Raw genomic sequence first — 24,820 nt, forward strand, 5'->3', positions numbered from 1 at the left:
GAATTTAGGAACTAATAGTGGTAGTTTGGACTGTTGCCAATCAAAAAGGAGGCGTGGGTAAAACAACATCGACAGTGACTATAGGTGGTCTTTTAGCACAGAGAGGCCATAAGGTGTTACTTGTTGACACGGATCCGCACGCTTCATTGACTTACTACTTTGGGATAGATTCGGAAGAGCTTGATAATAGTGTTTTCGATATATTTATCCAAGGTAAAGAATTGAGACAGGAGCAGATATTTCAGGCATTGTGTCCGTCTACAATTGATAATTTAGATATACTACCCGCTACTATGGCTTTGGCAACTTTAGATCGACGTTTAGGAAGCCAAGGCGGTATGGGGTTAATACTCAAAAATGCATTAAATTTAATAGCGGATGAGTATGATTATGTGTTAATTGACTGCCCACCAGTACTGGGGGTTTTGATGGTTAATGCATTGGCTGCATGTGATAGAATTTTGATGCCGGTTCAAACAGAAGCGCTAGCATTAAAAGGATTGGACAGAATGATTAGAACGTTGCAGTTAATGAAACGTTCGCAGCAAAAGGATTATCGCTATACCATTATACCAACGATGTTTGATAAGCGGACGAAAGCTTCATTGGAAGCTTATAAAGAACTAAAACGGCTTTATTCAGAATTGGTATGGTCGAGTGTGATACCAGTCGACACTAAATTTAGAGATGCAAGCTTACAACAGTTACCGCCATCGGTATATGCACCTAAATCACGAGGAGTATTTTCGTATAATACTTTGCTGACCTATTTGATACAGCTTGATGGCTAAATAATGAGTAAAAGTTTGTTTGCAAGTGAAAAGGTGATGGAAGATTACTTATCTGCATTGCTTAATGAAGATAATGTTTCGCCGATTGCACAGAAACAAGAGGTTGCGTATAGACAAGCTCCGGTTGCATTGAAAGAAGCTGAGGTGAAGCCACCTGAAGCTAAAATTAATCCGGTTGCTAAACTATTAGAAGAAGCTAAACAGCGCCAAATAGATGCTGAACCGATAATAGAGGTTCAGAAACCTAAAGCGAAAGTGGTGGCTGAGCCTGTTATTGAAACTGCTGTTGATACTCAAGTACAAAGTGTTGTAGAGCAGCCACCTAAAAAAATTGAACCACCAAAAGCTTATCGAGAAGGTGACTTTCAAGCTTTATATTTTGAGGTGGCGGGTTTGATTCTGGCAGTACCTTTAACTGAATTAGGCGGGATCCATAACCTGCAAAAACCTAATTCATTGTTTGGTAAGCCAGATTGGTTTATGGGCGTAATGGTTCATAGAGAAGAAAAAATAAATGTTGTAGATTCTGCGCAGTGGGTTATGCCAGAAAAATACGACAAGGTATTAGCTGAGTCACTAAACTATAAATATTTAATTATGTTGGGTGACAGTCAGTGGGGATTAGCGTGTGAATCGCTAGTCAATACTATTACTTTGCAACAAGAAGATGTAAAGTGGCGGGAAAGCTCTGGTAAACGCCCTTGGCTTGCCGGTATGGTAAAAGAAAAAATGTGTGCCTTACTAAACGTTGAGCAATTAATAAATTTGCTAGATCAAGGTTTAGGTAGTTAACTAATAAATAGAATTTTGACTAAATAACGGAGCTGCGGCATGAGCGATGAAAGAAATCTAACATCGGATCCAGCAACAGGCGATGACCAAGTCCTGCAATGGGTAACTTTTAAGCTAGACGAAGAAACTTACGGTATTAATGTAATGCAAGTACAAGAGGTACTGCGTTACTCAGAAATTGCCCCCGTCCCTGGTGCACCTGTGTACGTGCTTGGTATTATTAATTTACGAGGCAATGTCGTTACTGTAATCGATACGCGTTCTCGATTTGGTTTAGCGTCTGCTGAGGTTACTGATAATACTCGGATTGTCATCATCGAAGCGGAAAAGCAAGTCATCGGCATACTTGTCGACAGTGTTGCTGAAGTGGTTTATTTACGTGCGTCTGAAATCGACACAGCACCTAATGTTGGTACAGATGAGAGTGCCCGTTTTATTCAGGGTGTGAGTAACCGTGATGGTGAATTATTAATTTTAGTTGATTTAAACAAGTTGCTTAGCGATGAGGAATGGGAAGAGCTAAGTGTTATTTAATGTTTGATAAACTTTTATTTGTATCTTTAGGTTTAAACGCTATTAGCATTGGTTTAATAGCGTTTTGCTTTGTTTGGTTAAAACAAAGTAGGGATAAATACGCTAGCCTGCAAAAAAATCTTGATAAAGTATTTCATTCCTGTGAAAAAAATTCCCTCGCTATTGACGAAGTCCGAACAGGTGCTATCGGCATGGGCAAAACGATCCAACAAATTAAGGCGAGTGTCCAAGTCGAATTACAAAACATGAGTGATAAGCAAGCTGAATTAGCCATGCATGATCCTGATTCGAAGCTGTATAACCGAGCGGCTAAAATGGTTGCTAAGGGCGCTAGCGTCGAAGAAATAATGATGGAATGTGAAATTCCAAGAGCCGAGGCTGAGTTAGTTATCGCTATGCGTGGAAAAGTGCAAAGTTAAACTTTATCATCCACTTTGTTGTGTATATTGTTCCAATTTTCTGGTTTCTTACCTTGAATTATATATGACCAAGCAATTAACTCAGCGACAATAATATAAACTTCTCTCGGTATCGCATCACCGACATCTAATCGAGCTAAATAATCAGCTAATTCAGTGTCTTGATGGACGAGCACGCCATTTTCTTCTGCTAATGATACTATTTCGTCAGCTAGTTCACCAAAACCTTTAGCAACGACTTCCGGTGCATTGGGCGCATTGTATTTTAATCCTACCGCTTTATTTTCTTTGTTGGTCATAATATTAGACTCTATATTGCACGCCTATTGATGTTTCAGCCCATAGGTTTTTAGGAATTTTTCCTTGTTTGAATTGTGTTTCACTCAGTTGAATTTCTTGCTTAGCTAACTCTGTTCTCAGTTTTGTTATTTCTTGCTCGCATTTTGTTAACGTTGATGCTTTTTCAGTATATACGCTCAGTTTTAAATCATTTTCAATGAGTGCAGCTTTAATGAGCATTTTACCTAGTTTATCCATGTCAAATTTTAATGAGAATCGCATTAACTGTGTTTTGCTTATTTCTCCTTTATGTTGCTCTTCTGGCGCTTGCGCTATGTCGTAATTAAATGCGAGCTCGACATTTTGAAATTGACCGTTAACCACAATAGGAATATTGGTATATATTTCTTTCTGGTCTTTTAACTGAGCTTGTGCTGATTTCAATTGCGTGGCTTGCTGGTTTGAAATGACTTTTGCTAATGGTTTTAACCAATTATCCATTGCCGTATCGTTATTGCCCAATTTATTGGGCGTTGACGTTGTGTTTTGGCGGTTGGTTGCTTTTCCAGTAAATAAAATTTGTAAGGCTAATGCGATTTGGTTAATCGGTGTATTGCTATTGTTTATTCTGGCAATCAAGTTTTGATTGGCTTGTTGTGCGCTAAATAATTGTTGGATCTCTTGTGCAGATTTTTGTACGCCATATTGCTGCAAGGCGTTAGCCACCACATTCTTTAATGGGGCGTTATTTGAAGTCGGTGATTTATTGAGAGCCGTGAGCTCATTTAAAACTTCTGCCAAAGACGGTATTTGTCCTACTTGTTTTAGCAGGCTTGACACTAAATTACTGACATGAGCTGAAGCGGGGGGGGGATTTAGACTTTGGTTAGTTGGAATACCTAACGCTCTTAACAAAGAGTGGCTATTGATGTCTGATTGTGCATTTAATGTTCTCTCTAGGTTAGGTTGCTGTGGCAACGCCATTATATTGTCGTTAATTAATTTACTGAGCGTATTTTTTGCTAGTTCGACATTAATGCTATGAGTCGGATTTTTAGGGTAGGTTAATTTCATTAAACTAGCATCTAAAACAGGAATTTGCTCTAAAGAAGGCTTTATATTGAGATTTAATGATTTATAGAGTTGTTGAACCAAGCTTTCTATATTGGGGCCAGCTTTATTGATAGGTGAGTGGCTTAAGGTGTTAGCCGATAACGGTGCATTCGCAATTTTGTCTTTTGAATTTAATGGCGTGCTATTTACGGTATTTTCTGTATTGATAGGGTTGCCGGAAGATAAGCTGTGATTTGTCTCTTTTAGCCCTATTTTTGTTAATTCGTTAATAAAAGTGTTGGCTAATTGAGATAGATTAGAAATTTTAACGAGTTGTGAAATAGGTATTTGAAAATTTACTACGCCTCGATTGGTTGGCAGAGATAATTTAATTTCTTTGCTATTTAACGTAAATGCCGCAAGTGGATTATTTTGATCAGCGAGAGATAAGCTGCTGTTTAATGAGAGTGAATTAGGTTGTTTTACTAACGAAGATTGTTCAAGCACCTGATGGTTATTGACTACAGTTGTCGCGTTACTGTTAGGTTGTGTGGTTTGGTATGCATTTAATGCTTGCAAATTCAGAAACAGATTTTGACCACCTAAATTTATTTTTAAATGCTCAGTCGTAAGACTTGTAGAGACAAATACACTCGTTTTTGATACAGAATTTTTGTCTGTAACTTGCACAATTTGGCCGGTTGCTGGGATGGATGTGGCTGTAGATTTGCCCGTTGGAACTAACGGAATGATATGTTTACTGCCACCGCGAGATATTTCTATCGTGCCTGCCTGTAAGTCCTCAATTTTAAATACGCCAGTTAAAAACTGCAGTTGTTTTGGTAATTGGTACTGTTGGCCATTGAGTTCAAACTGACCATTTTGGATCAGTAAGGTTTTAGCGATTGAAATGCGTGTCTCGGGTTTTGTCGCCAGTGTGATATTAAAATGACTCGGTGTTTCTGCAAGGTGTGCTTTTTGTGGGGATATTGAATTTAAGCTAGCAATATCAGATGGCTTGGCTAATTCAACATTAAACGTTCCAGAAATTTGATTTAAGGGTTTGGGTAGTTGTAATTGTTGTCCTGCAACATTTAATTTTCCCGCTTCAATGGTAACCGTTTTATTGAGCTGCCATTGTTGATTTTGTCCGCCAATCTGAGTGATTAGCACTTTATTTCCATGTTCGGTTATAGCTAAACTTAGCGCTTTATTCGTTTGTTCTATTGCAGTGGTAACGGTATATCGTTGTCCGCTATGGATAAATTCGACTTGTCCTTGGCGATTTAAATTTCCCTGAACTATCGCACCCATTGGCTGTTTATTCAGCCCATTACTTAATGTAGAAATAGCAATTTGTTGGCTTTGTGAGGGAGAAAGTGGGTGATTCACTTGCGATACAGGAACGGGCTTTATTTCAACCTGATTGCCAGTTTGTTTAATTTGAATGTTTTGTTTATTCGTAAATTGAGCTAACTGATCTTTGGGCATAGGTAATTCAAATGCTTTTTGATTACCTATTTTTATATTCGCTAACGTGTCTTGAACTCGAGTTAACACCGCATTTTTATATTGGTCTTGCGCTAATTGAACACTATCGAGTATTTGCTGAGTTTTGGATAACGCAGCATCGTGCTGTACTTTTCTTAGCTGTGAGAGGTGAGCTTCGTACATAATCGTTTTCAGAGTTGTTCTACGTCAAATCGTAGGGTTATTACCCTAGTCTGATAATCAAAATCTATGCTAACATGCGCCTCAAATTATAGCGCAAGAGCCACTTTTTTTGTTATCGGTCAATCAATTAACCTGCATTAGAAATAATCGCGTCTTGTTTGAAGAACTGTCTTTTTCGTTGTTACCTGGCCAACTTATGTACGTAACTGGGCCAAATGGAGCAGGAAAAACAACATTACTTCGCAGTATATGTGGCTTACATCAATACCATCATGGCAGTATTTCGCTTGGTGATTTACCACTAAGTCAATCGTTGCAAGACGTATTGTATATAGGTCATAAAGCCGGCATTAACGACTGTTTAACGGCAGTTGAAAATATGCGCCATTGGTCTTCTTTAACAGCAGAAAATGATGATATTGATCAATTGGTTAGTAAAGTGGGTTTGGCTGGTTTAGAAAATGTACCTGTTAAGTATTTGTCGGCCGGACAAAAGCGGCGAGTGGCGTTATCAAGGTTGTGGGTTTCTAAAGCTAAGCTTTGGATCCTTGATGAGCCTTATACCTCAATTGACGCTGCAGGTATTGATATATTGAATCAACTATTTAACCGACATCGCCAGGCAGGCAATATGGTTGTAGTTACCAGTCATCAGCCTCTGCCTGTTGATATTGTCGATATTAACTTTGCATTGGAGTATCGGTTTTAGTATGTCTTACTTTCAATACTTCAGTCATTCACTTAAGCGCGATTTTCAAGTTGCAGCTACGCAAAAGCATGAGTTTGGTTTACCGCTTATTTTCTTTGTTTTAGTTGTGGTGTTAGTGCCTTTGTCGATTGGCCCCGAAGCTAATTTGCTATCTCGAATCGCTCCTGCAATTGGCTGGATAGCGGTCATTTTATCTATTTTAATTGCTTTGCCACGGATGTTTTCGGAAGAGTTTGATAATGGTTGGTTAGAGCAAGTGTTTATTTCTGGTCACCCAAGCATTTTATCTGTTCTTTCACGAGTATTGAGCTTTTGGCTGTTGTATGGCTTGCCTTTGGTTTTGGCTAGTATTTTGCTAGTTCCTTTTTTGCAGTTGGCGTTATCTACTTGGTGGGTGCTAGCACAAACATTAGTTTTAGGTAGTTTGTTAATGACTGCCTTGGGGTCAATTGCAAGTGCCATGTTACTTGGTTCACGTAAAGGTAGTGGTATTTTAGCCTTGTTAGTGATCCCTTTACTAATACCCGCTTTAATTTTTGCTTCGGCAGCGGTTGATGCTGCGGCTCAGGGTATTCCTGCACAAGGCCCTATGCTGATGCTAACAGGGCTAGCTGTATTAGGTATTACTCTGGCGCCAATAGCGACAGAACATTCTTTAAAATTAGTCATGAGTTAAACGTATGTTTAAATGGTTACATCCTTACGCTAAACCGGAAAAAGCGTATGAACTTTCGAATCGCATTTACTTTTGGGTCATGCCTTTTGCTGCACTATGTTTGATCATAGGTTCAATTTGGGGCTTAGTTTTTGCGCCAACAGATTATCAGCAAGGTGAATCTTATCGTTTAATTTTCTTCCATGTTCCTGCCGCTATTTGGTCGATGGGCGCCTATACATCAATGGGAATTGCGGGTTTTTGCGCATTAGTTTGGCAAATTCGCACCTTAGAATTAGCCGTTATCGCAATAGCACCTATTGGTGCCGTTTTTACAGCGTTAGCCCTTGCGACGGGGGCTATTTGGGGAAAACCCATGTGGGGAACTTGGTGGGTGTGGGATGCTCGCTTAACATCTGAACTAATTTTATTGTTTTTATATATCGGTGTTTTTGCCCTGTATTTTAGTTTTGATGATAGACGCACAGGAGGCAAAGCCGCTTGTATTTTAGCTGTCGTTGGGATTGTCAATGTACCTATTATTCATTATTCAGTTGAATGGTGGAATACTTTGCATCAAGGAGCCACTATCTCCAAATTTGAAAAACCATCAATGCCTGCAGAAATGTTGTGGCCATTGCTGATTAATATTTTAGGGTTCTTTTTACTCTTTACAGCATTAACGAGTTATCGATTTGCTACTGAATTGGTTAAATCTGAAGCTCATCGCAAGTGGGTATTAAAACTCGTTCGACAAATGGCAAAATAACGGAGCGAATATGCAATTTAGTAGTCTTAATGATTTTTTCGCTATGGGTGGCTATGCCGGCTATGTTTGGTCGGGTGTAGGGCTCGTTTTTACTCTGTTGGCTTTACTATATTGGTTATCGATCAAAGAGCGTAAAGCCACTTTTAATCAAATAGAAGAAAAGCTACGTATTGAAAAATTACGTCGTCAACAACAAAACTCTGAAATGACATTATGAATTCAAGACGCAAACAACGTTTATTAATTGCAAGTATATTAGTCTTAGGTATTGGGGCCGCAACGGCGCTTATTCTTACCGCACTCAGTGAGAATATTGATTACTTTTATACACCGGGTGAAATCATAAACGGCAAAGTGATTGAACAGGGGGGCGAAGAAAAAACCATAATGCCGACTGTCGGTCAACGATTGCGTATTGGTGGTATGGTGGTTGAAGGCTCAGTGAAGCGTTCTGATACCGATCTTAATGTCAGCTTTGATTTGGTCGGTTCTGGTGGGGTTGTAACCGTAACTTATAACGGTATTTTACCGGATCTATTTAGAGAAGGTCAGGGGATCGTAGCGCAAGGTCATTTACGCAGTGCGACTGTTATTGAGGCGTTTGAAGTTTTAGCCAAGCATGATGAAGAATACATGCCACCAGAAGTGGCAGAGGCTATGAAAGGGGTTAAGCACCAAAAGCCGACTTACACAGATGAGCAATTAGGAAAATAATATGCTGCCAGAAATTGGACACTTTGCGCTGATTTTAGCGCTTTTTTTCTCGATCGCTCAAGCTATCCTACCAATGTGGGGAGCACAAAAACGTAATGCGGCATTAATATCATTAGCTAGGCCATTAGTCTCGGGTACATTTTTGCTGGTGACATTGGCTTTTATTTGTTTGTCGTGGGCTTTCTACGTCAATGACTTTTCCGTGGCTTACGTTGCTAATAACTCCAATAGTTTACTTCCTTGGTATTATCGTTTGTCCGCTGTTTGGGGCGCGCATGAGGGTTCACTTCTATTATGGATTTGGATTTTAGTACTTTGGTCATTGGGCGTTTCTGTTTTTAGTCGCCAGTTAGCCGATGAAGATGTTGCTCGGGTTATCTCTGTACTTGGATTTATTGCAGTTGGATTTTTAGCTTTTATCTTAATCACATCAAATCCATTTGATCGTACTTTTCCTGCTTATCCTGTCGATGGCCGAGATCTAAATCCGTTGCTACAAGACTTTGGTTTGATCATTCATCCTCCTATGCTTTATATGGGCTATGTTGGATTTTCTGTTGCTTTTGCTTTTGCTATTTCAGCGTTAATTAGTGGCAAGCTTGACGCAACTTGGGCTCGTTGGACTCGTCCATGGACATTGGCTGCATGGGGCTTTTTAACCTGTGGTATCGCGTTAGGTAGTTGGTGGGCATATTATGAATTAGGCTGGGGTGGCTGGTGGTTTTGGGACCCTGTAGAAAATGCCTCTTTTATGCCTTGGCTAGCTGGTACTGCATTAATCCATAGTTTAGCAGTAACGGAAAAACGCAATGCCTTTAAAAGTTGGACTTTGTTGCTTGCTATTACCGCGTTTTCTTTAAGCTTATTAGGCACTTTCTTGGTTCGGTCTGGCATTTTGGTCTCTGTGCACGCTTTTGCGAGCGATCCCGAACGAGGCTTATTTATTTTAGCTTATTTGATAGTTGTTATTGGCGGCGCTTTAACTTTGTATGCTGTACGAGGATCGCAGGTGACCAGTACACATCGTTACCGTTTGTTTTCGCGTGAAGTCTTGTTGTTTATCAATAATATTTTATTAGTGGTTGCTTTAGTGGTGGTGTTATTGGGTACCTTGTTACCACTGGTTCATAAAGAAATTGGCTTAGGTTCGATCTCAATTGGTGAACCATTCTTTAATAATGTTTTTGCCTATTTATTTGTTCCTTTCTCATTGGTTTTAGGTATTGCGCCATTAATCCGCTGGAAACAAGATAAACTCACACGTAACAATAAAGCCATTTTATCGGCAATCGCTGTGACTTTAGTTTTTGCGCTAACCTGTTATTTCGCATACGCCATCGACAATATCTGGACTTTATTAGGTGTAACTTTAGCACTTTGGATAACAGTCTTAACCATTTGGGAAATTATTCAGAATACCAAAGGTGAACCAAACCGTTTAAGCAAATTGCCTTTGTCTCATTGGGGGATGGTGATGGGACATGTTGGTTTTGCATTTTTAATTGCGGGCATTGCGTTGACAACATTCGGCACGGTTGAAAAAGACGTGAGAATGGCACAGAGTGACAAAGTTAATTTAGGTCAGTACCAATTTACCTTAGATCGCATTCGCGAAGTTAAAGGGCCTAATTATTCTTCTTTTGTCGCTGATGTTAGTGTGCAAAAACAAAGCAGCTTGTTTACGTTACACGCGGAAAAGCGTTACTACCAAGTTAAGTCTTCTGTTATGACTGAAGCGGGGATTGATGCCGGATTTACTCGAGATTTATATGTAGCGTTAGGTGAACAATTTGACGATGGCTCATGGGCTGTGCGCGTTTATGTTAAGCCTTTTGTTCGTTGGATTTGGTTAGGCTCAATATTTATGTGTATTGGCGCAATTTTGTGTATTGCAGATAGACGCTACAGAACAGTGTTATCTCTTCGTTCAAAAACGGTTGCTGTCTCATGAAGAAAACCTATTTAATCATTCCAATAATTGCGTTTTTAGCAATATCTGTATTCTTTTATAAAGGCTTATTTTCTGATCCAACCAATATAGAAAATGTCAGTTTACATCGAGATTTTCCGGCATTTCACTTAGGCGATTTGATGGATAGTAAGGTGCAGCGCGATGAATCTGAGTTTATAGGAAAAGTAACACTGGTTAATGTTTGGGGGACTTGGTGCGTAACTTGTCGTATTGAGTTGCCATTCCTAACTCAATTGCGCGAACAGCACAATATGCGGATTGTGGGCGTTTACTATGATAATGCTGCCGATGCGGCATTTGGTGAAGTTGATATACGTAGTACGCGTTTAGAAGTAAAGCAAATGTTAGGGCAGTTAGGCGATCCATTTATCTACAACGTATATGATAAAACCCGCGATCTATCGCTTGATTTAGGCATTACAGGTGCACCTGAAAGTTTTTTAGTCAACAAGGCAGGAAAAATTATTTGGCATCGCCGAGGTGATATAAACTCGCGTATTTGGCAATCAGAACTTAAGCCCTTGTTTGAGCAAGCTTTGGCTGAATAAGGAAGGTTACAAGATGTATACAACTCTAATTAGAAGCTTATCTTCTTTAATATTGAGCTGTTGTATTTTTATGGTTAACGCTGAAGTTCATGAAAATTATCAGTTCGAAACAGATAAACAACAAACCCTTTTTTTACAGTTAACGAAAGAGTTACGTTGTCCGAAATGTCAAAATCAAAACATTGCCGATTCTAATGCGGGAGTCGCTTTAGATTTAAAAAACAAAACGTATCAGCTTGTTAAAGAAGGCAAAAGTAAAGACGATGTTATTGATTACATGGTTCAACGTTATGGTAATTTCGTTACTTACAAACCACCAGTAAATACTATCACTATTTGGTTGTGGTTAGGCCCAGCTTTGGTTGCGGGGCTATTGTTTACCACAGTCGTTGTGCGCAGTCGTAGAAAACACCCCAGTTTAACTGACGACTCAGAAAGTAAACCAGTAGTTGAGCAAAGTAGCCAACCTAGTTCTGCCGCGTTACAGCAGGCTAGAGAACTATTAAGCAAGAATAAACAACAAGGAGCTAAAGATGACTGATGCATTGCTTGCAATAGCTCTATTATCGCTTATTAGTATAGGGTACTTGGCTTTACCCATTAGTCGTATGCGTAAAGCGCAGCTAAACAACGACGAATTACTAAAAAACAATGAACAAAAAATTCTGCTACAAAAACAACAAGAGTTTGATGAAGATTTAGTTGCTGACCGTATGGCTCAGGATGAATATGAGCAATCAACTCAAGATTTAACGCTTGAGCTTGCCAGTTTAATAGAGCGGCAAAATCAACAAACTAAACAAGTTGGTGTTAAATTAAACGCCGTGATTGCGGTGCCTTTTATCATTGTGGTTTTATCGATGGGTTTTTATTTGTTTCAAGGCAAAATGCAGCAATTGGAACAATGGCAATCAGCGGTTGCACAGCGCGCTGACTTAGGGCAAAAAATCGTTATGGGTCAAGGTGGCGATGTTACTTTTGAAGATTTACGAACCTTTTACTTAGGCTTGCGCACCAAACTTGCTGAACAACCGGATGATGCAATCGGGTGGTTATTACTCGGCCGAGTTGCTGCTTCAATTAATGATGTCGAAGCGGCAATTAAAGCGCTTGAACAATCACTTAAATTGGAGCCGAATAAACGCTCTACGCGTTTAAGTTATGCGCAAACGTTAATTGCAACTCAACAAGATAATTATTTGCATAAAGCGAAGCAAGTCCTGCAAGGGTTGTTACGTGATGATGGTAGTGACGTTGAATCTGCAATGTTACTTGGTTATGTAGAGAATCAGTTAGGCAACCATAAAATAGCAAAAGTGATTATGGCTGAGGTACTCGAGCGTCTACCGGCCAATGATGAACGTCGCGGCCTAATTTTACAGGCCATTCCTTCTTTAGCCAATGGTGAGCAAGTCGCTGATAATTCTATGGAGTCGGTTTCTTCTATTGCTAGCAAAACGGTGACAGTTAAATTGGCTGGACTTAAAGATAAAGTGGGTCAGTATCAATGGCTGTTTGTCTTTGCTAGACCTGCTAAAAAAGGACCGCCTTTTGCAGTGAAAAAGATACCTTTAGCCTCTGGTTTACCAAACGAAGTGGTATTGTCAGATAAAGATGCCATGATAGCCAGCATGAATTTAAGCAGTCTATCAACCGCTTATATCAGTGTTCGTTTTTCAAAAGATGAAGAAGTTAAACTAGATGATGATGAAATTGAATTTCACTCGTCATTAACTACGTTAAATTCAGATAGCAATACAGATATCGTTTTTTAAAATAGTTCGGTATAAGAAAATACTTAGGTAAAGCAATGCAGCTTAAAACGAGTTTAGTGGCCTTTATTGCCATTTTAGCCTCAGGGTGTAGTTCGCTCCCCGAACAAGAGTCTAATAAACAGACCAGTCAGGTTTCTAATTCACAGGTTGAAAGTGGTGACACTGTTGATAAACGTGATCCATTGGAATCAATTAACCGTGAAGTTTGGGATTTTAATTACCAAGTATTAGATAAACACGTGTTAAGACCCGTAGCTGTCGGGTACCGAGATTATATGCCGTTGCCAGCGCGTAAAGGTTTGGTTAATGCGACAGATAACTTAGATGAAACCGCAGCTATTTTAAATAACTCATTGCAGGGGAAATTTAGCGATGCGTTGACTAGTCTAGGTCGCTTTACCATTAATTCGACTCTTGGTGTTTTTGGTCTTTTTGATATTGCGAGTAAGCTTGGCTTAGAGCAAAAACATGAAAGTTTTGAAGAAACTCTAGGCGTTTATGGTGTCGATACGGGCCCTTATCTTATGATGCCAGCCTATGGCCCTACAGATGTACGCACTACCGCTGGTGGAGTCGTTGACGGAATGTATTTACCTTTATCTGATTTGAATATTTGGGCAAGCGTGGGGCGTGTATCAGTTAAAGCACTAGAAGCCCGTATTCAGTTGATGGATCAAGAAGCCTTACTTGAGGACAGTTTTGACTCATATACTTTTGTTAAAGAAGCTTATTTTCAACGCTTAGAATACAAAGTCAAAGATGGCAAAGTTGCAAAACCGCAAGAGAGCAAGCAAGACTTAGAGGATTTTGAAGCCTTTGAAGAGGAGCTTGAGGGATTAGAAGGACTTTAAACTTAATTCATAATATATCGGGCTATTAATCAATTAGCCCGATATCGTGCTTATATAGTCTTATCGTGCAGATTTTAGGATCTATTGCCTGCGCTAGCTCTATAATTTACCTAAATAGAGGTTAGTAATGAGGCTTCTTCTGCAACTAGAACCAACCCCTAAGCACGAACGCTTTGACTCACTATTATTTGCTAATATTTATTTTTCTGTGTTTTGCTCGCTTTCATCTTCTGCTTGTTTTGCCGCTTCGTGTTCATATTTTTCAATGGCTCGCTTTAAGTTTTTCTGTGCCATAAACAGCATCATAGGGTTTATTACCAAAGGGTAGGTGACGACGATAGCGACCATAGGCAGTAACATGGTCCAACCTTGTAATTTTGCCACAATAAAGAAAAGCGCAGTTAAGATGATCAATTTAGCAATGTTGAGCAATAGCTTTTGCGGTACAGACAATAAAGAGATGGCAATGGCCAATATTTGTATACGGTTTGAAAATGAATACTTTTGTAATGCAGGTACTTGAGAAGATGAAAAATATAAAGCCATAAAATAGTGCTGTCTCGATTTATTGAACGTTTATTTTACCGTCCGATGTAAAAAGCACATAGAAACATTTGTTATGTATTGATAGGTTTATTTCTATTGGTATTAATGCTGATAAGTATGTTGCTAATGATAATGCTTACTATTAGTAAACCATTGAAAAATAAAGAAAAAAGTTGATTTAGGTCAAATTGGGTTTATACTTTTGACATCTTCCAGAAATAACTGGACATATGCCTAACAAGGGGGCGTTGACTAAAGATGAAAACAGATAACCAACTTATTGTTTTACTTAACGAAGTTCTAACTGCCGAGTTAACTTCTATAAACCAGTTTTTTTTACATGCGCGTATGTATAAAAATTGGGGACTGTCTGCTTTAAATGAAAAATGCTACAAAAAATCGATTAAGGATATGAAACAAGCCGATGATTTGATTGAGCGTATTTTGTTTTTAGAAGGATTACCTAATTTGCAACGTTTAGGCACGTTAAAAATTGGTGAAAAAACGGATGAAATGCTTAAGTGTGATCTAACGTTTCAATTAGAGCAGGTTCCATTATTAAAACGAGCTATTGCTGAATGTGAGAAAGCGCAAGATTACGTTTCACGTGATTTACTGGAAGAGATACTCGAATATGAAGAAGGTCATATTGATTGGTTAGAAACCCAAGAGTATCAAATTTCTAGTATGGGTATTGAAAATTACCTGCAAGCTCAACTTTAGGAGATAACCATGAAAGGTAATAAACAAGTTATAGACGCGTTAAATACATTACTGGCTAATGAGTTGTCGGCAATGGATCAATATTTTATTCATTCACGCATGTACGAAGATTGGGGATTGAATAAATTGTATGAGCGCATTGCTCATGAATCTGATGATGAAAGAGATCATGCGTCAAAACTCATTGAGCGTATTCTATTTTTAGAGGGTACGCCAGACATGACAACTCGCGATGGTTTGTTGATTGGTAACGACGTTCCCAGCATGCTAGAAAACGACTTAAAGGTTGAATATGCAGTTGGTAAGTTATTGAAAGACACCATTGCGCTTTGTGAAAAAGAGCAAGACTATGTGAGCCGTGATCTATTAGAAACGCTACTCGAAGAAACTGAAAATGACCATGCATATTGGTTAGAGCAGCAGTTGCGTTTAATTAAAATGTTGGGCTTACCAAACTACTTACAGTCTCAAATGTAGTCTTTTGGGCTTATGATTAGGCGTGCGTTGCGCCTAATCATCTCTTATAACCTTTCTTTTATCTATTTGGCTTTAATTTTACTAGCAAATTTTTTCTCTATTCTTATAATTGAGAACAATTCTCATTAATAAAAATAAAACTCATGAAAAAACTTCTACCACTACTCACTTTAGGGTTAGGACTAATTGCGTGCTCTGAACAAAAATCTGCACAAGTTGAATCGCAACAGGCTGAAAAACCACCTGTCGCTCAAACTCAGACTGTTAATATTTATTCGTACCGTCAACCGTTTTTGATTGAACCTATCTTGGAAGCCTTTACCGCAGAAACTGGCATTAAAACTAACGTGGTTTTTGCTAAAAAAGGTTTAATTGAACGATTGAAGCGCGAAGGTGAGCATACAGAAGCTGATATTGTTTTAACGTCTAACCTTAGTGCGTTATTGCAATTACAAGAAGAAGCATTAACACAAAAAATTGTTTCTGCAGAAGTTGAACAAAACGTACCCAATCAATTTCGTGATGAGCATGGCCAATGGATTGCATTAACTAAACGTACGCGCAGTATTTATTCGGCAAAAACCTTAGGTGATCTGTCTAATATTAATTACGAAGATTTAGCTGACCCGAAATATAAAGGGCAAATCTGTACTCGCAGTGGTAAGCACCCGTACAATTTAGGTTTAGTGGCGTCTATGATTGCTCACAATGGCGTAGAGCAAACGCAAGCATGGCTAGAAGGTGTTAAGGCGAATTTAGCTCGTAAGCCACAAGGGAATGATCGTGCGCAAGTTAAAGCGATTAAAGAAGGGCTTTGTACGCTATCTTTGGGTAATAGTTATTACCTAGGGAAAATGGTAATGGATACCGAGCAAAAAGCCTGGGCTGATGCGGTTAATATTAATTTCCCTAACCAGTCTTCACGTGGTACGCATATTAACGTGAGTGGCGTTGTGTTAACTAAACATGCTAAAAATCAAGATGCAGCCATTAAGTTGATCGAGTTTTTAACTCAAAACAAAGCACAGCAAATCTATGCTTCGGTTAATATGGAATATCCAGTCAAACAAGGTGTTGCACTATCTGAATTAGTGGCATCTTGGGGTACATTTAAAGAAGATAAAATTGCTATTGATAAAATCAGTCAATACCGTAGCGATGCATTAAAATTATTAGATCAAGTTCAATTTGATCTTTAATTTATCATCTAAAGGCTAACGGGCGTCGTTAGCCTTCATTCAATATGTGCCTCAACGCAAAGCACGTCTCTATCTAATTATGATTATTCGCTATAAGTAACTAATTATTCAGTCTTGAATTGATTTATCTGTTTGCCTACTATGCAAATAGTTACATTATGTTAACCCAATATTTACACCGTCTATAAAAATATTATTGATGTGGCACTAACATAAGCAGTTGTAATTCCTAATTTAAGTCATAACAAAAACAGAGAAAACAAAATGCTTATTCGTAACGTAGTCTTCAATCGATACGTGTTTCTTTTGATTATATGCGAGCTATTATTGTGCTTAGCCGTGCAATTGTAGTGCTCATCTTACTCTTACCTATCCTATACTGATATAGCGCTGTCTAGTCTTCTTTCTGTTTTCGCACAGAGTAAGACGAGCCCCTAATTAGGTTGTGTTAGTTACATGATAAAGTTGCTATGTTTAAGTTTTTAATTTTTTTACTTTATTTTATGAGCGCTTGCTGTTTTTCGGCTGAGCCGCAATGGCTAAAAAATACCCAATCTGTATTAGTTGTACTAGCTCATCCAGACGACGAAACATGGTTAAGTGGCTCTTTAGCTTTGTTTAGCCAGCAAAAAAAACACATACAAGTGATATATGCGACTTCGGGGGGTGCTGGTAAAGACAGATCGGGCAGGGGACTTTCCGGTGCAAATTTGGCTAAAGTTAGAGAGCAAGAAAGTATTGCCGCATTAAAAAAGCTAGGGGTTAAATTGCCACCTATTTTTTGGCGTTTGGATGACAAACAACTTGAAGCTGTTGATTACGCTAAGCAAATTGAACAGCAATTAAAATCGCTATCGGATAAACGCCACTACGAACTTTTTATTAGTTTTGGTAAAACCGGAATAACAGGCCACTTAGATCATATCTTTATTGGCGAGCAAACATTAAATTATTGGCGAGACCATCAAAATAGCCCTTACTTTTTACAAGTGCAGGTGTCTGACGCACGCGCGAACCATGCGCAAAAAGTGGCTGAAAAATTTAAGCATCCTTATCGTATTTACCAGCCTGTTGCGAATGAATTGGTGCAATTACGAATTGATGTGAAAGCATTTCAGCCACAACGTGTAGCGGCATTTAATCAATACGCCACGCAATTTCCTTTAAGCTTACAATCTTTGTGGAAAGTTTTTACTCAAGAGTCTAGCGTCGAAGAGTTTAGTGTAGTTAAGCGCTAGTTAACTACAATCGAGTACGCTAGCTTTGATGCTCCAGCATAAAGAGGTTTTTGTACCTGGTTCAAGCCAGATAGCAAGGGTCAGTAGAGTAGATTCGAATAGTGATAACGCAAAGCGCACTGTATCAATATAGATACAGTGCGAAAATTAGTTATTCCACAATTATTGGCGTGTTTTTAATATTTTTAACGCTTGTAATCGTTTGTCTAACTTAGCCACAAGATCAGGGTGCTGGCTAGCAACATTTGTGGTTTCTGATGGATCTTTCTTAATGTTGTATAGCTGGGCGATTTTGCTTACACCGTGTTCAATTTTCTTTTCATTTTCTACCCAAGCTAGCGTTTTATTAGCGGGTTCAATGTACTTCCACTCTCCCGAACGCAGAGCAAGGGTGTAAGCTTCTTCAATTAACTCATCTCGGCCTTTCGCTTTGCTGTCTAACCACGCATCAGCTTGGTTGTGGCTATCTATCGCTTCGTCGTTAGCTAATTCAATGCCTAATAAGCTAGCCATTGAGGCGTAAACATCGATTTGACTCATCAGTTCATCGCTTACACCAGGTTTAACTTTTGCAGGGTAGTGCAAAATAGTTGGAACGCGTGTACCGGCTTCAAATGCGCTGTATTTACCACCTCGATAGATCCCCGCGGGCTTGTGATCACCTAATAATTCGACAGCTTGGTCGGCGTAACCATCATCTAATACAGGGCCATTATCGCTGGTAAAAATAATAATAGTATTATCAAGTACACCTTGCTTTTCTAGCTGATCAACCACTTGACCCGTGATCCAATCCATTTGCACTATAGCGTCACCACGTGGGCCCATCTCTGTTTTTCCTTGAAACATAGGATGCGGTAAACGAGGTACGTGAATGTCATGGAACGGGAAAAATAAGAAGAAAGGCTTATCTTTATTTTGGGCAATAAAATTATTCGCTTTGTCGGTAAATACTTTGTAAAAGTCTTCATCTACCCATTCAGCGCTTTTTCCGCCTGCCATCCAGCCAATACGGCCGATACCATTAATTAGGGTTTTATTGTGTTGATGATCAGCCGCTTGGCGCTCTAGCTCAGGGTTTTCATAACCAGTTGGACGATCGCCAATTTTTTTCTCATAACTGACACTCAGAGGATCAGCTTTATCTAAATTAATCACGTGGTGATTTTCAAGGTATACGGTGGGTACACGATCGCCAGTAGCGGGTAATAAGAAACTATAATCAAAACCAATTTCTAATGGCCCCGGCTTCACGGCTTCATTCCAATTGATTGCTTGCTTTCCGTCACCTAAACCTAGGTGCCATTTACCCACCACGGCACTTGTGTAACCTTGTTTGGCGAGCATTTTAGGCAATGTCGGCTGCTCAGGTGAAATAATCATTGCTGCGTCACCTTTAAGTACAGCGGCTTTTTTTCTAAACGCATATTCACCAGTGAGCAGAGAATAACGCGAAGGGGTACAGGTGGCAGCTGAGCTGTGGGCATCAGTAAATTTAATACCGTTGTTAGCTAATCTATCAACGTTTGGTGTACTGACTGCCGTTGCACCGTATGAGCTAAGATCGCCATAGCCTAAATCGTCAACATAAAATATAACCAAATTAGGTTTAGTGGGTTCAGTGGCTTTTTCAGCCACGCTTGGCGTTGGAGCTTTGTTAGTATCTTGTCCACATGCGGTTAGTCCAATAGCTAACGCCAGGGCAGAGAATAAGGGTAATTTGGAAAATTGTTTAATGTTCACTATGTTTTCCTTGCTACAATTTATTATGAATTTGACCTGCTAGCACAGGTCAAATAATCGAATATTTTAAATTTTGTCTAAGTATAAATAAAACGCGGCTTTTTCTGATGTTAAGTTTTGTTTATTGTCTGTAAACCAAGCCGTGATTTTTTGTTTGCCAGGTTTTAGCATGATATCGACTACGCAATGGGATGCACGTCCCCAAACTTTTTGTACATGCTTTTCACCATTCGCGTCAATGACACAAAACTGCTTTTGTACTGGCGTGGCTGCTGGAATATCATGAAAATAGGCTTTCACTTGATAATGTCCCGCTTTTTCTACATCGATATACCAAGGCAACGCGAAGTACTTATCTTCTTCTGTTAACCAATGGATGTAATCATATTCTTCTGATGGCGATTGGTGCCCTATAAACCAAGGTACAGGCTGCTTATCGGGTACCTCCATCCAATCCATGGCATTTAAACGAACAGGGTTTTCCGCAGGGTTGCCGACATGAATGTAACGATCTTTAAAACCCAGTTCGACATTTTCTTGCCACCAGTTTTGATGTTTTTGCTTTAATAATGTTACAACGCTAGGGTGTTGTTTGGCGACGTTGACCTGTTGTGATGGATCGTTACGTAAATCAAACAGTTCACCTTTATTGTTAAATGTTACATAGCGCCAGTGTTTGTATGCAATGGCTGTTGGGCGTAATTGACTTGGGTGATATACACGCTGGTTGGTAATGATAACGCTACGACTATCAAGCTTATTATCTTTTCCTTCCTTTAACAGCTTAACTAAGCTTGTACCATCAAGGTTTGGCAATGATTGTTCACTACCCACTAAGTCCAATAGGGTAGGCATAATGTCGTAGTGAGCGGTTAATGCGTCAATAGCCCCAGTTGTTAATTTGCCTTTAGGGTAAGAAATATAAAACGGAACGCGATGCCCGCCTTCGTGTACCGATCCCTTATAGCCACGCATATTGCCATTGTGTATCCAATTAGGGTGTTTTTGGCTTAATTTCTCAATGTCAGGAAACTTTTTGCTATTTAACTTGGTATTGTCCCACGTTGGTTTGAGTGAGCTACCATTGTCTGTCATATAGATAAAAATGGTGTTGTCTTCTTTACCGGACTGACGAATGAATTCACGTACTCTGCCCACTTCATCATCGATATAGGTGATCATGCCGTAAAAGCTAGCGGCAGTGCGAGCTAACCCTTTTTCGATATAGGGTTGAATATACTCTTCAGGCGCACGATATGGGCCATGCGGTGCATTGAGTGGGATAAAGGTAAATAATGGTTTAGTGCGTGGTTTGCGCATATGCTCAAGAGCAGCATCAAACCAAACCTTGGTTGCATAACCTTGAGTTTTTTCTAGTTCACCATTTCTAAAATAAGTATCGTCGAACTGAGTATTGCCCCAATAGTCAGGTGTTTGACCTACGCCACCACCACCATGGATAAAGACTTCATCAAAGCCTTGATCTTGAGGGCGATATGGGTAGTTGTCGCCTAAGTGCCATTTACCAAAAATAGCCGTGTCGTAACCTTGGTCTTTCAATGCTTCAGCCAAAGTGACATGTTCAGGGCCTAGCATATAGCGGCCAAGGATTGTATGCCAAACACCGGCTTTAAGTGAATGCTTACCGGTAAGTAAGGCCGAGCGAGTTGGTGAGCAGGTCGGGTCAACATGAAAGTTGGTTAAACGAGTACTTGTTTGAGCCAGCTTATCGATATTGGGTGTTTCTAGTATTGGATTGTTATTAAATCCAATATCGCCCCAGCCTTGGTCATCGGTAACAATAAATACGATATCAGGTTTGTCATTAGGTTGGGTAGATGTTGTATTGTGAGTTTTTTGTTTTAGATTGCTGGACTGCGTGTCTGGGGAAGAGCAAGCTGATAGTAGACAAAGCCCTAATGCTAATCCAAGTGCTGTTTTAATAGATGATAACTTAGTCATGTTTTTAAAGTATCTCGCTATTTATAAGCAAATTTTAGATAAAAAAAGCCAGCAAACTCTATTTGCTGGCTTTAATTAAAAACGATTACTCTGCTTTTAATGTAAAGCTGTAGCTGTAATTACCAGAGAAAATCTTATATTTGTCGATAGGCGCAGCTTTCGGGCTCCATGAATCAATACCGCCAATTCCCGCTTGCATTAGGTCAATATTAACGGTTAAACCATCAAACGTTTTAAGTTTGTAGGGGTGGGTAGCTTGATCCAAGTTTTCTGCTGTCCAAGGCCATACCGAAATACTTAAATTTTGCTTACCATCAACAACTAAAGTTGTTCTGCTGTTTGCTAATTTTAGCCAATCAACATCAGTACGGTTGCCGTTTTCTTGCGGGCGAACATACTCATAAGTGAAATCAATAACCTTACCAGAGTAGATACCTATATCAGCACCTTGGTTACGGTCACTGTAATTTTCAAAAGGACCGCGGCCATAGAAGCTCATATCATTTAACGAAGCGTCAACAACAGTTGTCATGCCTAAACGAGGCATGCTAGGTAATGATTTACTGGCTTTTAGCTCAAGGCTAACATCAATTTGACTAGAACCATTCACAACATACTTAGTGATGACCTTGATATCATTAGTGTGGCTGTGAATCGTTTTAACGGTAACTTTGTTAGATGAATCAGATACGTCAAACTCTTCTAATTTTAGTGATTCAGTTGCGGCTTTCCATATAGCAAGTGTGTTGTGAGTACGCCAACCTAATCTATCGTTATCCGTTTGTGGACGGAAGAAGTTAGGTTTCAATGCGTCTTTAATCAAGGTTTGACCGCCTACTTTATAAGAGGTTAAGAAACCTGATTGGCGGTCAAAACGGGCACTAAAGTCAGCATTTTTCACGATAACTTGTTTACCATTATCACTGAGTTTGACAGATTTACTTTCTGGTTCACTATTGGCTTTTTGGAAGTAAGGCAATTCAAATTGCTGCTTAGCCACTTCGTGACCTGCTTTCGCCCAAACTTTGTTATCCGCGGTACGTAAACTTAGTTGTAACCAATAACGCTTACCTGCTTCAATTTCAGGTTGAGTAAAAGGTAAGGTAATTTGCTTGGTGTCATTGGCAGCAATATCTAAACCATGCATTGAACCCGTTTGTAGCACTTTATCGTCTGCTGATAATGTCCATACAAGAACGTATTTTTGTAAGTTATCGAAGAAGAAACGGTTCTTAAGATCGATAACTCCGGCCGTTAAATCAACAGCAGTAAATTTAGCGGGTTGGAAAACGTATTTAGCTTCCCATAATTGTGGCTTAGGCTGACGATAGGAATCGATAATACCGTTGATGCAGAAGTTAGAGTCGTTTGGCTTATCACCAAAATCACCACCATAAGCTAAAAACGTTTCGCCATTGGCATTTTGGGTTTCTAAGCCTTGGTCGATCCAATCCCAAATATAACCACCGATAAGATTAGGGCGGTTACGTACTTCTTCCCAGTATTCGGCCAAATTACCTAGTGAGTTACCCATCGCATGCGCATATTCACACATTAGAATTGGGCGATTAATATATGGACTTTCAGCAAGGCCAATTAGGTCTTCAATATTAGGATACATACGACTGATCATATCCACCCAGAAAGGATCGGTTGGGTTCGCTAAAGGCGTATGTAATTTCTCTTTTTGATCTTTAGTGATGTAGCGCTCAGTAAGACCAATATAGTCAGGGTGAGTTGGATCGCCTTGCGCACCTTCATAATGGATCAAACGTTCTGGATCTAAGTCTTTCGCCCAGCTCGACATTGCTGCAAAGTTAGGGCCTGTGCCAGATTCATTACCAAATGACCAAGAGATGATAGATGGATGGTTCTTATCACGCTCAACCATACGTACGAAACGTTGCATCATGGCGTGATTCCATTCAGGTAAGTTTGCTAACAATCCGCCTACACCATGGCTTTCTATGTTAGCTTCGTCCATTACGTATATGCCGTACTCGTCACATAAGTCATAGAAGTAGGCATCGTTCGGGTAGTGCGAGGTACGAACCGAGTTGATATTAAATTTCTTCATTAATATCACATCGTCGATTAGATCTTGGCGAGTGAGCATTTTTCCATCTTTTGCATCATGATCATGACGGTTAACCCCAATAATTTCAACGTTTTGGCCGTTAATTAACAATTCTTGGTTTTTACCGATTTTAATATCACGGAAGCCAACGCGATCGCTACGAGTTTCAATTACCTTGCCTTTTGGATCTTTAAGGGTAAGCACTAGAGTATAAAGATTCGGTTGTTCAGAGTTCCACAGTTTAGGTGCATTGACTTCGGCATTGAGTAAGCCAAAGGCAAATTGGTCACGCTGCGGGTAGACGATACGGGTCACAGTTGGCGCGTCAACAGACATTGGCTTGCTTAATACTTCGCGACCGTCAGCTTCATATAACTGGCCTTCAATTGTCCAACCTTTTAAGTTGATGTCTTCTATATTGCTTAGTTCAGGTCTAACTTCTAACTTAGCTTTTGTGTAGTTGTCGTAAAGCTTAGTTTTGATATGGAAATCGTTAATCGAAACTTTAGGCTGAGCCATTAGCATGACTTCACGGTGAATACCGCTTAAGCGCCAATGATCTTGGTCTTCCAAGTAACTACCGTCACTCCAGCGGAATACTTGCACCGCTAGCTTGTTTTTACCGGTTTTGACGTAATCAGTAATATCAAATTCTGAAGGTAATCGGCTGCCTTGTGCGTAGCCAACTTTTTCACCATTTACCCACACGTAATAAGCAGAAGTAACCCCGCCAAAGTGCAGAATAATTTGCTGATCTTGCCAGTCTTTATCAATATTGAAGTCTTTTAAATAAGAACCAACTGGGTTTTCGCGCGTAATATACGGAATTTTTATATCTTGGGGGCCATATTTACCGTCTTTAAACATGGGGTATTTTGAGTTGGTATAAATAGGCTGGCCATAACCATGTACTTCCCAGTTAGACGGGACAGGAATGGTTTTCCAATTCTTACTGTTGTAGTTATTTTTATAAAAATCTAATGGACGGTCTTTAGAATCGTCGACAAATTTAAATTTCCAATCACCATCTAAAATTTGGATAGATGAGGCAGAACGGTCGCGTTCTAACGCTTGATCAAGGGTATCGAAAGAATAAGATTGAACTCTAGCCGGCAATCGATTGATTTGCACGACTTCTGGGTTCTCCCAATCGTTTTGGACTTTGGCAACGCTTGGAAAGGTACTGACTAGACCAATGGCTACACCTAATACACTTAACGTCTTTTTAACCTTACGGCTGTGATAATTCATTTTTCCCACTCAATTTCCAAAAAATAGAATAAATTATTGTAAAATTTAAATACTAAAACGAAACTTTAT

The 24,820-nt window shown here is 39.5% G+C and carries 24 protein-coding genes; 18 read left to right on the forward strand and 6 right to left on the reverse strand.

What is annotated here, in order from left to right:
• Positions 1-17 precede the first annotated feature (17 nt).
• The 4 genes from C2869_RS13500 to C2869_RS13515 are packed head-to-tail and all read left to right on the forward strand — an operon-like array spanning position 18 to position 2,536.
• On the forward strand, positions 18-791 hold the full coding sequence (locus C2869_RS13500) for a ParA family protein (RefSeq protein WP_108603437.1): 774 nt from the start codon (positions 18-20) through the stop codon (positions 789-791).
• 3 nt (positions 792-794) lie between these two features.
• Positions 795-1,583, forward strand: a complete 789-nt coding sequence (locus tag C2869_RS13505) for a chemotaxis protein CheW (RefSeq protein ID WP_108603438.1) — start codon at positions 795-797, stop codon at positions 1,581-1,583.
• A 39-nt stretch (positions 1,584-1,622) separates the two neighbouring features.
• On the forward strand, positions 1,623-2,117 hold the full coding sequence (locus C2869_RS13510) for a chemotaxis protein CheW (protein ID WP_108603439.1): 495 nt from the start codon (positions 1,623-1,625) through the stop codon (positions 2,115-2,117).
• On the forward strand, positions 2,117-2,536 hold the full coding sequence (locus C2869_RS13515; RefSeq protein WP_159084169.1) for a DUF2802 domain-containing protein: 420 nt from the start codon (positions 2,117-2,119) through the stop codon (positions 2,534-2,536). Before C2869_RS13510 ends, C2869_RS13515 begins: the two co-directional genes overlap by 1 nt.
• Here C2869_RS13515 and C2869_RS13520 read toward each other — a convergent pair.
• Both C2869_RS13520 and fliK read right to left on the reverse strand, forming a co-directional pair.
• Complete coding sequence (locus C2869_RS13520; protein WP_108603441.1) at positions 2,533-2,835, reverse strand: EscU/YscU/HrcU family type III secretion system export apparatus switch protein; 303 nt, start codon at positions 2,833-2,835, stop codon at positions 2,533-2,535. The two genes, C2869_RS13515 and C2869_RS13520, sit on opposite strands and share 4 nt — an antisense overlap.
• 4 nt (positions 2,836-2,839) lie before the next feature.
• The gene (gene fliK, locus C2869_RS13525) at positions 2,840-5,542 is read right to left on the reverse strand and encodes a flagellar hook-length control protein FliK (RefSeq protein WP_108603442.1); all 2,703 of its coding nucleotides are present in this window, start codon (positions 5,540-5,542) and stop codon (positions 2,840-2,842) included.
• 109 nt (positions 5,543-5,651) lie between these two features.
• Between fliK and ccmA the strand changes: the two genes are divergently transcribed.
• From ccmA to C2869_RS13575, 10 genes are read left to right on the forward strand one after another with little or no spacing between them, the layout of a single operon-like run.
• Positions 5,652-6,251, forward strand: a complete 600-nt coding sequence (gene ccmA / locus C2869_RS13530) for a cytochrome c biogenesis heme-transporting ATPase CcmA (protein ID WP_108603443.1) — start codon at positions 5,652-5,654, stop codon at positions 6,249-6,251.
• A 1-nt stretch (position 6,252) separates the two neighbouring features.
• A complete protein-coding gene (gene ccmB / locus C2869_RS13535) occupies positions 6,253-6,927 on the forward strand; it encodes a heme exporter protein CcmB (protein WP_108603444.1) in 675 nt (224 codons plus the stop codon).
• A 4-nt stretch (positions 6,928-6,931) separates the two neighbouring features.
• Positions 6,932-7,675 carry a heme ABC transporter permease gene (locus C2869_RS13540; RefSeq protein WP_108603445.1) on the forward strand — a complete coding sequence of 248 codons (744 nt, stop codon included), beginning with the start codon at positions 6,932-6,934 and terminating at the stop codon, positions 7,673-7,675.
• A gap of 10 nt (positions 7,676-7,685) precedes the next feature.
• Positions 7,686-7,892, forward strand: a complete 207-nt coding sequence (gene ccmD, locus C2869_RS13545) for a heme exporter protein CcmD (protein WP_108603446.1) — start codon at positions 7,686-7,688, stop codon at positions 7,890-7,892.
• Positions 7,889-8,389 carry a cytochrome c maturation protein CcmE gene (ccmE, locus tag C2869_RS13550; RefSeq protein ID WP_108603447.1) on the forward strand — a complete coding sequence of 167 codons (501 nt, stop codon included), beginning with the start codon at positions 7,889-7,891 and terminating at the stop codon, positions 8,387-8,389. The genes ccmD and ccmE overlap by 4 nt, the downstream gene beginning before the upstream one ends.
• 1 nt (position 8,390) lies before the next feature.
• On the forward strand, positions 8,391-10,340 hold the full coding sequence (locus C2869_RS13555) for a heme lyase CcmF/NrfE family subunit (RefSeq protein ID WP_108603448.1): 1,950 nt from the start codon (positions 8,391-8,393) through the stop codon (positions 10,338-10,340).
• The gene (locus C2869_RS13560; protein WP_108603449.1) at positions 10,337-10,909 is read left to right on the forward strand and encodes a redoxin family protein; all 573 of its coding nucleotides are present in this window, start codon (positions 10,337-10,339) and stop codon (positions 10,907-10,909) included. Before C2869_RS13555 ends, C2869_RS13560 begins: the two co-directional genes overlap by 4 nt.
• Before the next feature lie 13 nt (positions 10,910-10,922).
• On the forward strand, positions 10,923-11,450 hold the full coding sequence (locus tag C2869_RS13565) for a cytochrome c-type biogenesis protein (protein ID WP_108603450.1): 528 nt from the start codon (positions 10,923-10,925) through the stop codon (positions 11,448-11,450).
• Complete coding sequence (gene ccmI / locus C2869_RS13570; RefSeq protein ID WP_108603451.1) at positions 11,443-12,684, forward strand: c-type cytochrome biogenesis protein CcmI; 1,242 nt, start codon at positions 11,443-11,445, stop codon at positions 12,682-12,684. The genes C2869_RS13565 and ccmI overlap by 8 nt, the downstream gene beginning before the upstream one ends.
• Before the next feature lie 35 nt (positions 12,685-12,719).
• Entirely contained in the window at positions 12,720-13,535 is an 816-nt protein-coding gene (locus C2869_RS13575) for an MlaA family lipoprotein (RefSeq protein ID WP_108603452.1), read from the forward strand.
• Positions 13,536-13,733: 198 nt separating this feature from the next.
• Here C2869_RS13575 and C2869_RS13580 read toward each other — a convergent pair whose 3' ends face one another.
• Positions 13,734-14,081, reverse strand: coding sequence for a DUF6170 family protein (locus C2869_RS13580; RefSeq protein ID WP_108603453.1), 348 nt, complete (start codon positions 14,079-14,081; stop codon positions 13,734-13,736).
• Positions 14,082-14,339: 258 nt separating this feature from the next.
• On the opposite strand from C2869_RS13580, the gene bfr (C2869_RS13585) reads away from it, so the two are divergent.
• The 4 genes from bfr (C2869_RS13585) to C2869_RS13600 all read left to right on the forward strand — a co-directional run bounded on the left by bfr (C2869_RS13585) (position 14,340) and on the right by C2869_RS13600 (position 17,718).
• The gene (gene bfr, locus C2869_RS13585; protein WP_108603454.1) at positions 14,340-14,804 is read left to right on the forward strand and encodes a bacterioferritin; all 465 of its coding nucleotides are present in this window, start codon (positions 14,340-14,342) and stop codon (positions 14,802-14,804) included.
• A gap of 9 nt (positions 14,805-14,813) precedes the next feature.
• Positions 14,814-15,281 (forward strand): bacterioferritin, encoded by a 468-nt coding sequence (gene bfr, locus C2869_RS13590; protein ID WP_108603455.1) that lies wholly within the window; start codon positions 14,814-14,816, stop codon positions 15,279-15,281.
• A gap of 143 nt (positions 15,282-15,424) precedes the next feature.
• The gene (locus C2869_RS13595; protein WP_108603456.1) at positions 15,425-16,480 is read left to right on the forward strand and encodes an extracellular solute-binding protein; all 1,056 of its coding nucleotides are present in this window, start codon (positions 15,425-15,427) and stop codon (positions 16,478-16,480) included.
• Between the two features lie 470 nt (positions 16,481-16,950).
• Positions 16,951-17,718, forward strand: coding sequence for a PIG-L deacetylase family protein (locus C2869_RS13600; protein ID WP_108603457.1), 768 nt, complete (start codon positions 16,951-16,953; stop codon positions 17,716-17,718).
• A gap of 162 nt (positions 17,719-17,880) precedes the next feature.
• On the opposite strand, the gene C2869_RS13605 is transcribed toward C2869_RS13600, so the two are convergent.
• The 3 genes from C2869_RS13605 to C2869_RS13615 all read right to left on the reverse strand — a co-directional run bounded on the left by C2869_RS13605 (position 17,881) and on the right by C2869_RS13615 (position 24,751).
• On the reverse strand, positions 17,881-19,461 hold the full coding sequence (locus C2869_RS13605) for a sulfatase family protein (protein ID WP_408011859.1): 1,581 nt from the start codon (positions 19,459-19,461) through the stop codon (positions 17,881-17,883).
• Between the two features lie 66 nt (positions 19,462-19,527).
• Positions 19,528-21,423, reverse strand: a complete 1,896-nt coding sequence (locus C2869_RS13610) for an arylsulfatase (protein ID WP_108603458.1) — start codon at positions 21,421-21,423, stop codon at positions 19,528-19,530.
• Between the two features lie 85 nt (positions 21,424-21,508).
• Positions 21,509-24,751, reverse strand: coding sequence for a glycoside hydrolase family 2 TIM barrel-domain containing protein (locus tag C2869_RS13615; protein ID WP_108603459.1), 3,243 nt, complete (start codon positions 24,749-24,751; stop codon positions 21,509-21,511).
• Positions 24,752-24,820: the final 69 nt, after the last annotated feature.

The organism is Saccharobesus litoralis (genome assembly GCF_003063625.1).
In the GTDB taxonomy this organism is placed as follows: Bacteria; Pseudomonadota; Gammaproteobacteria; order Enterobacterales; family Alteromonadaceae; genus Saccharobesus; species Saccharobesus litoralis.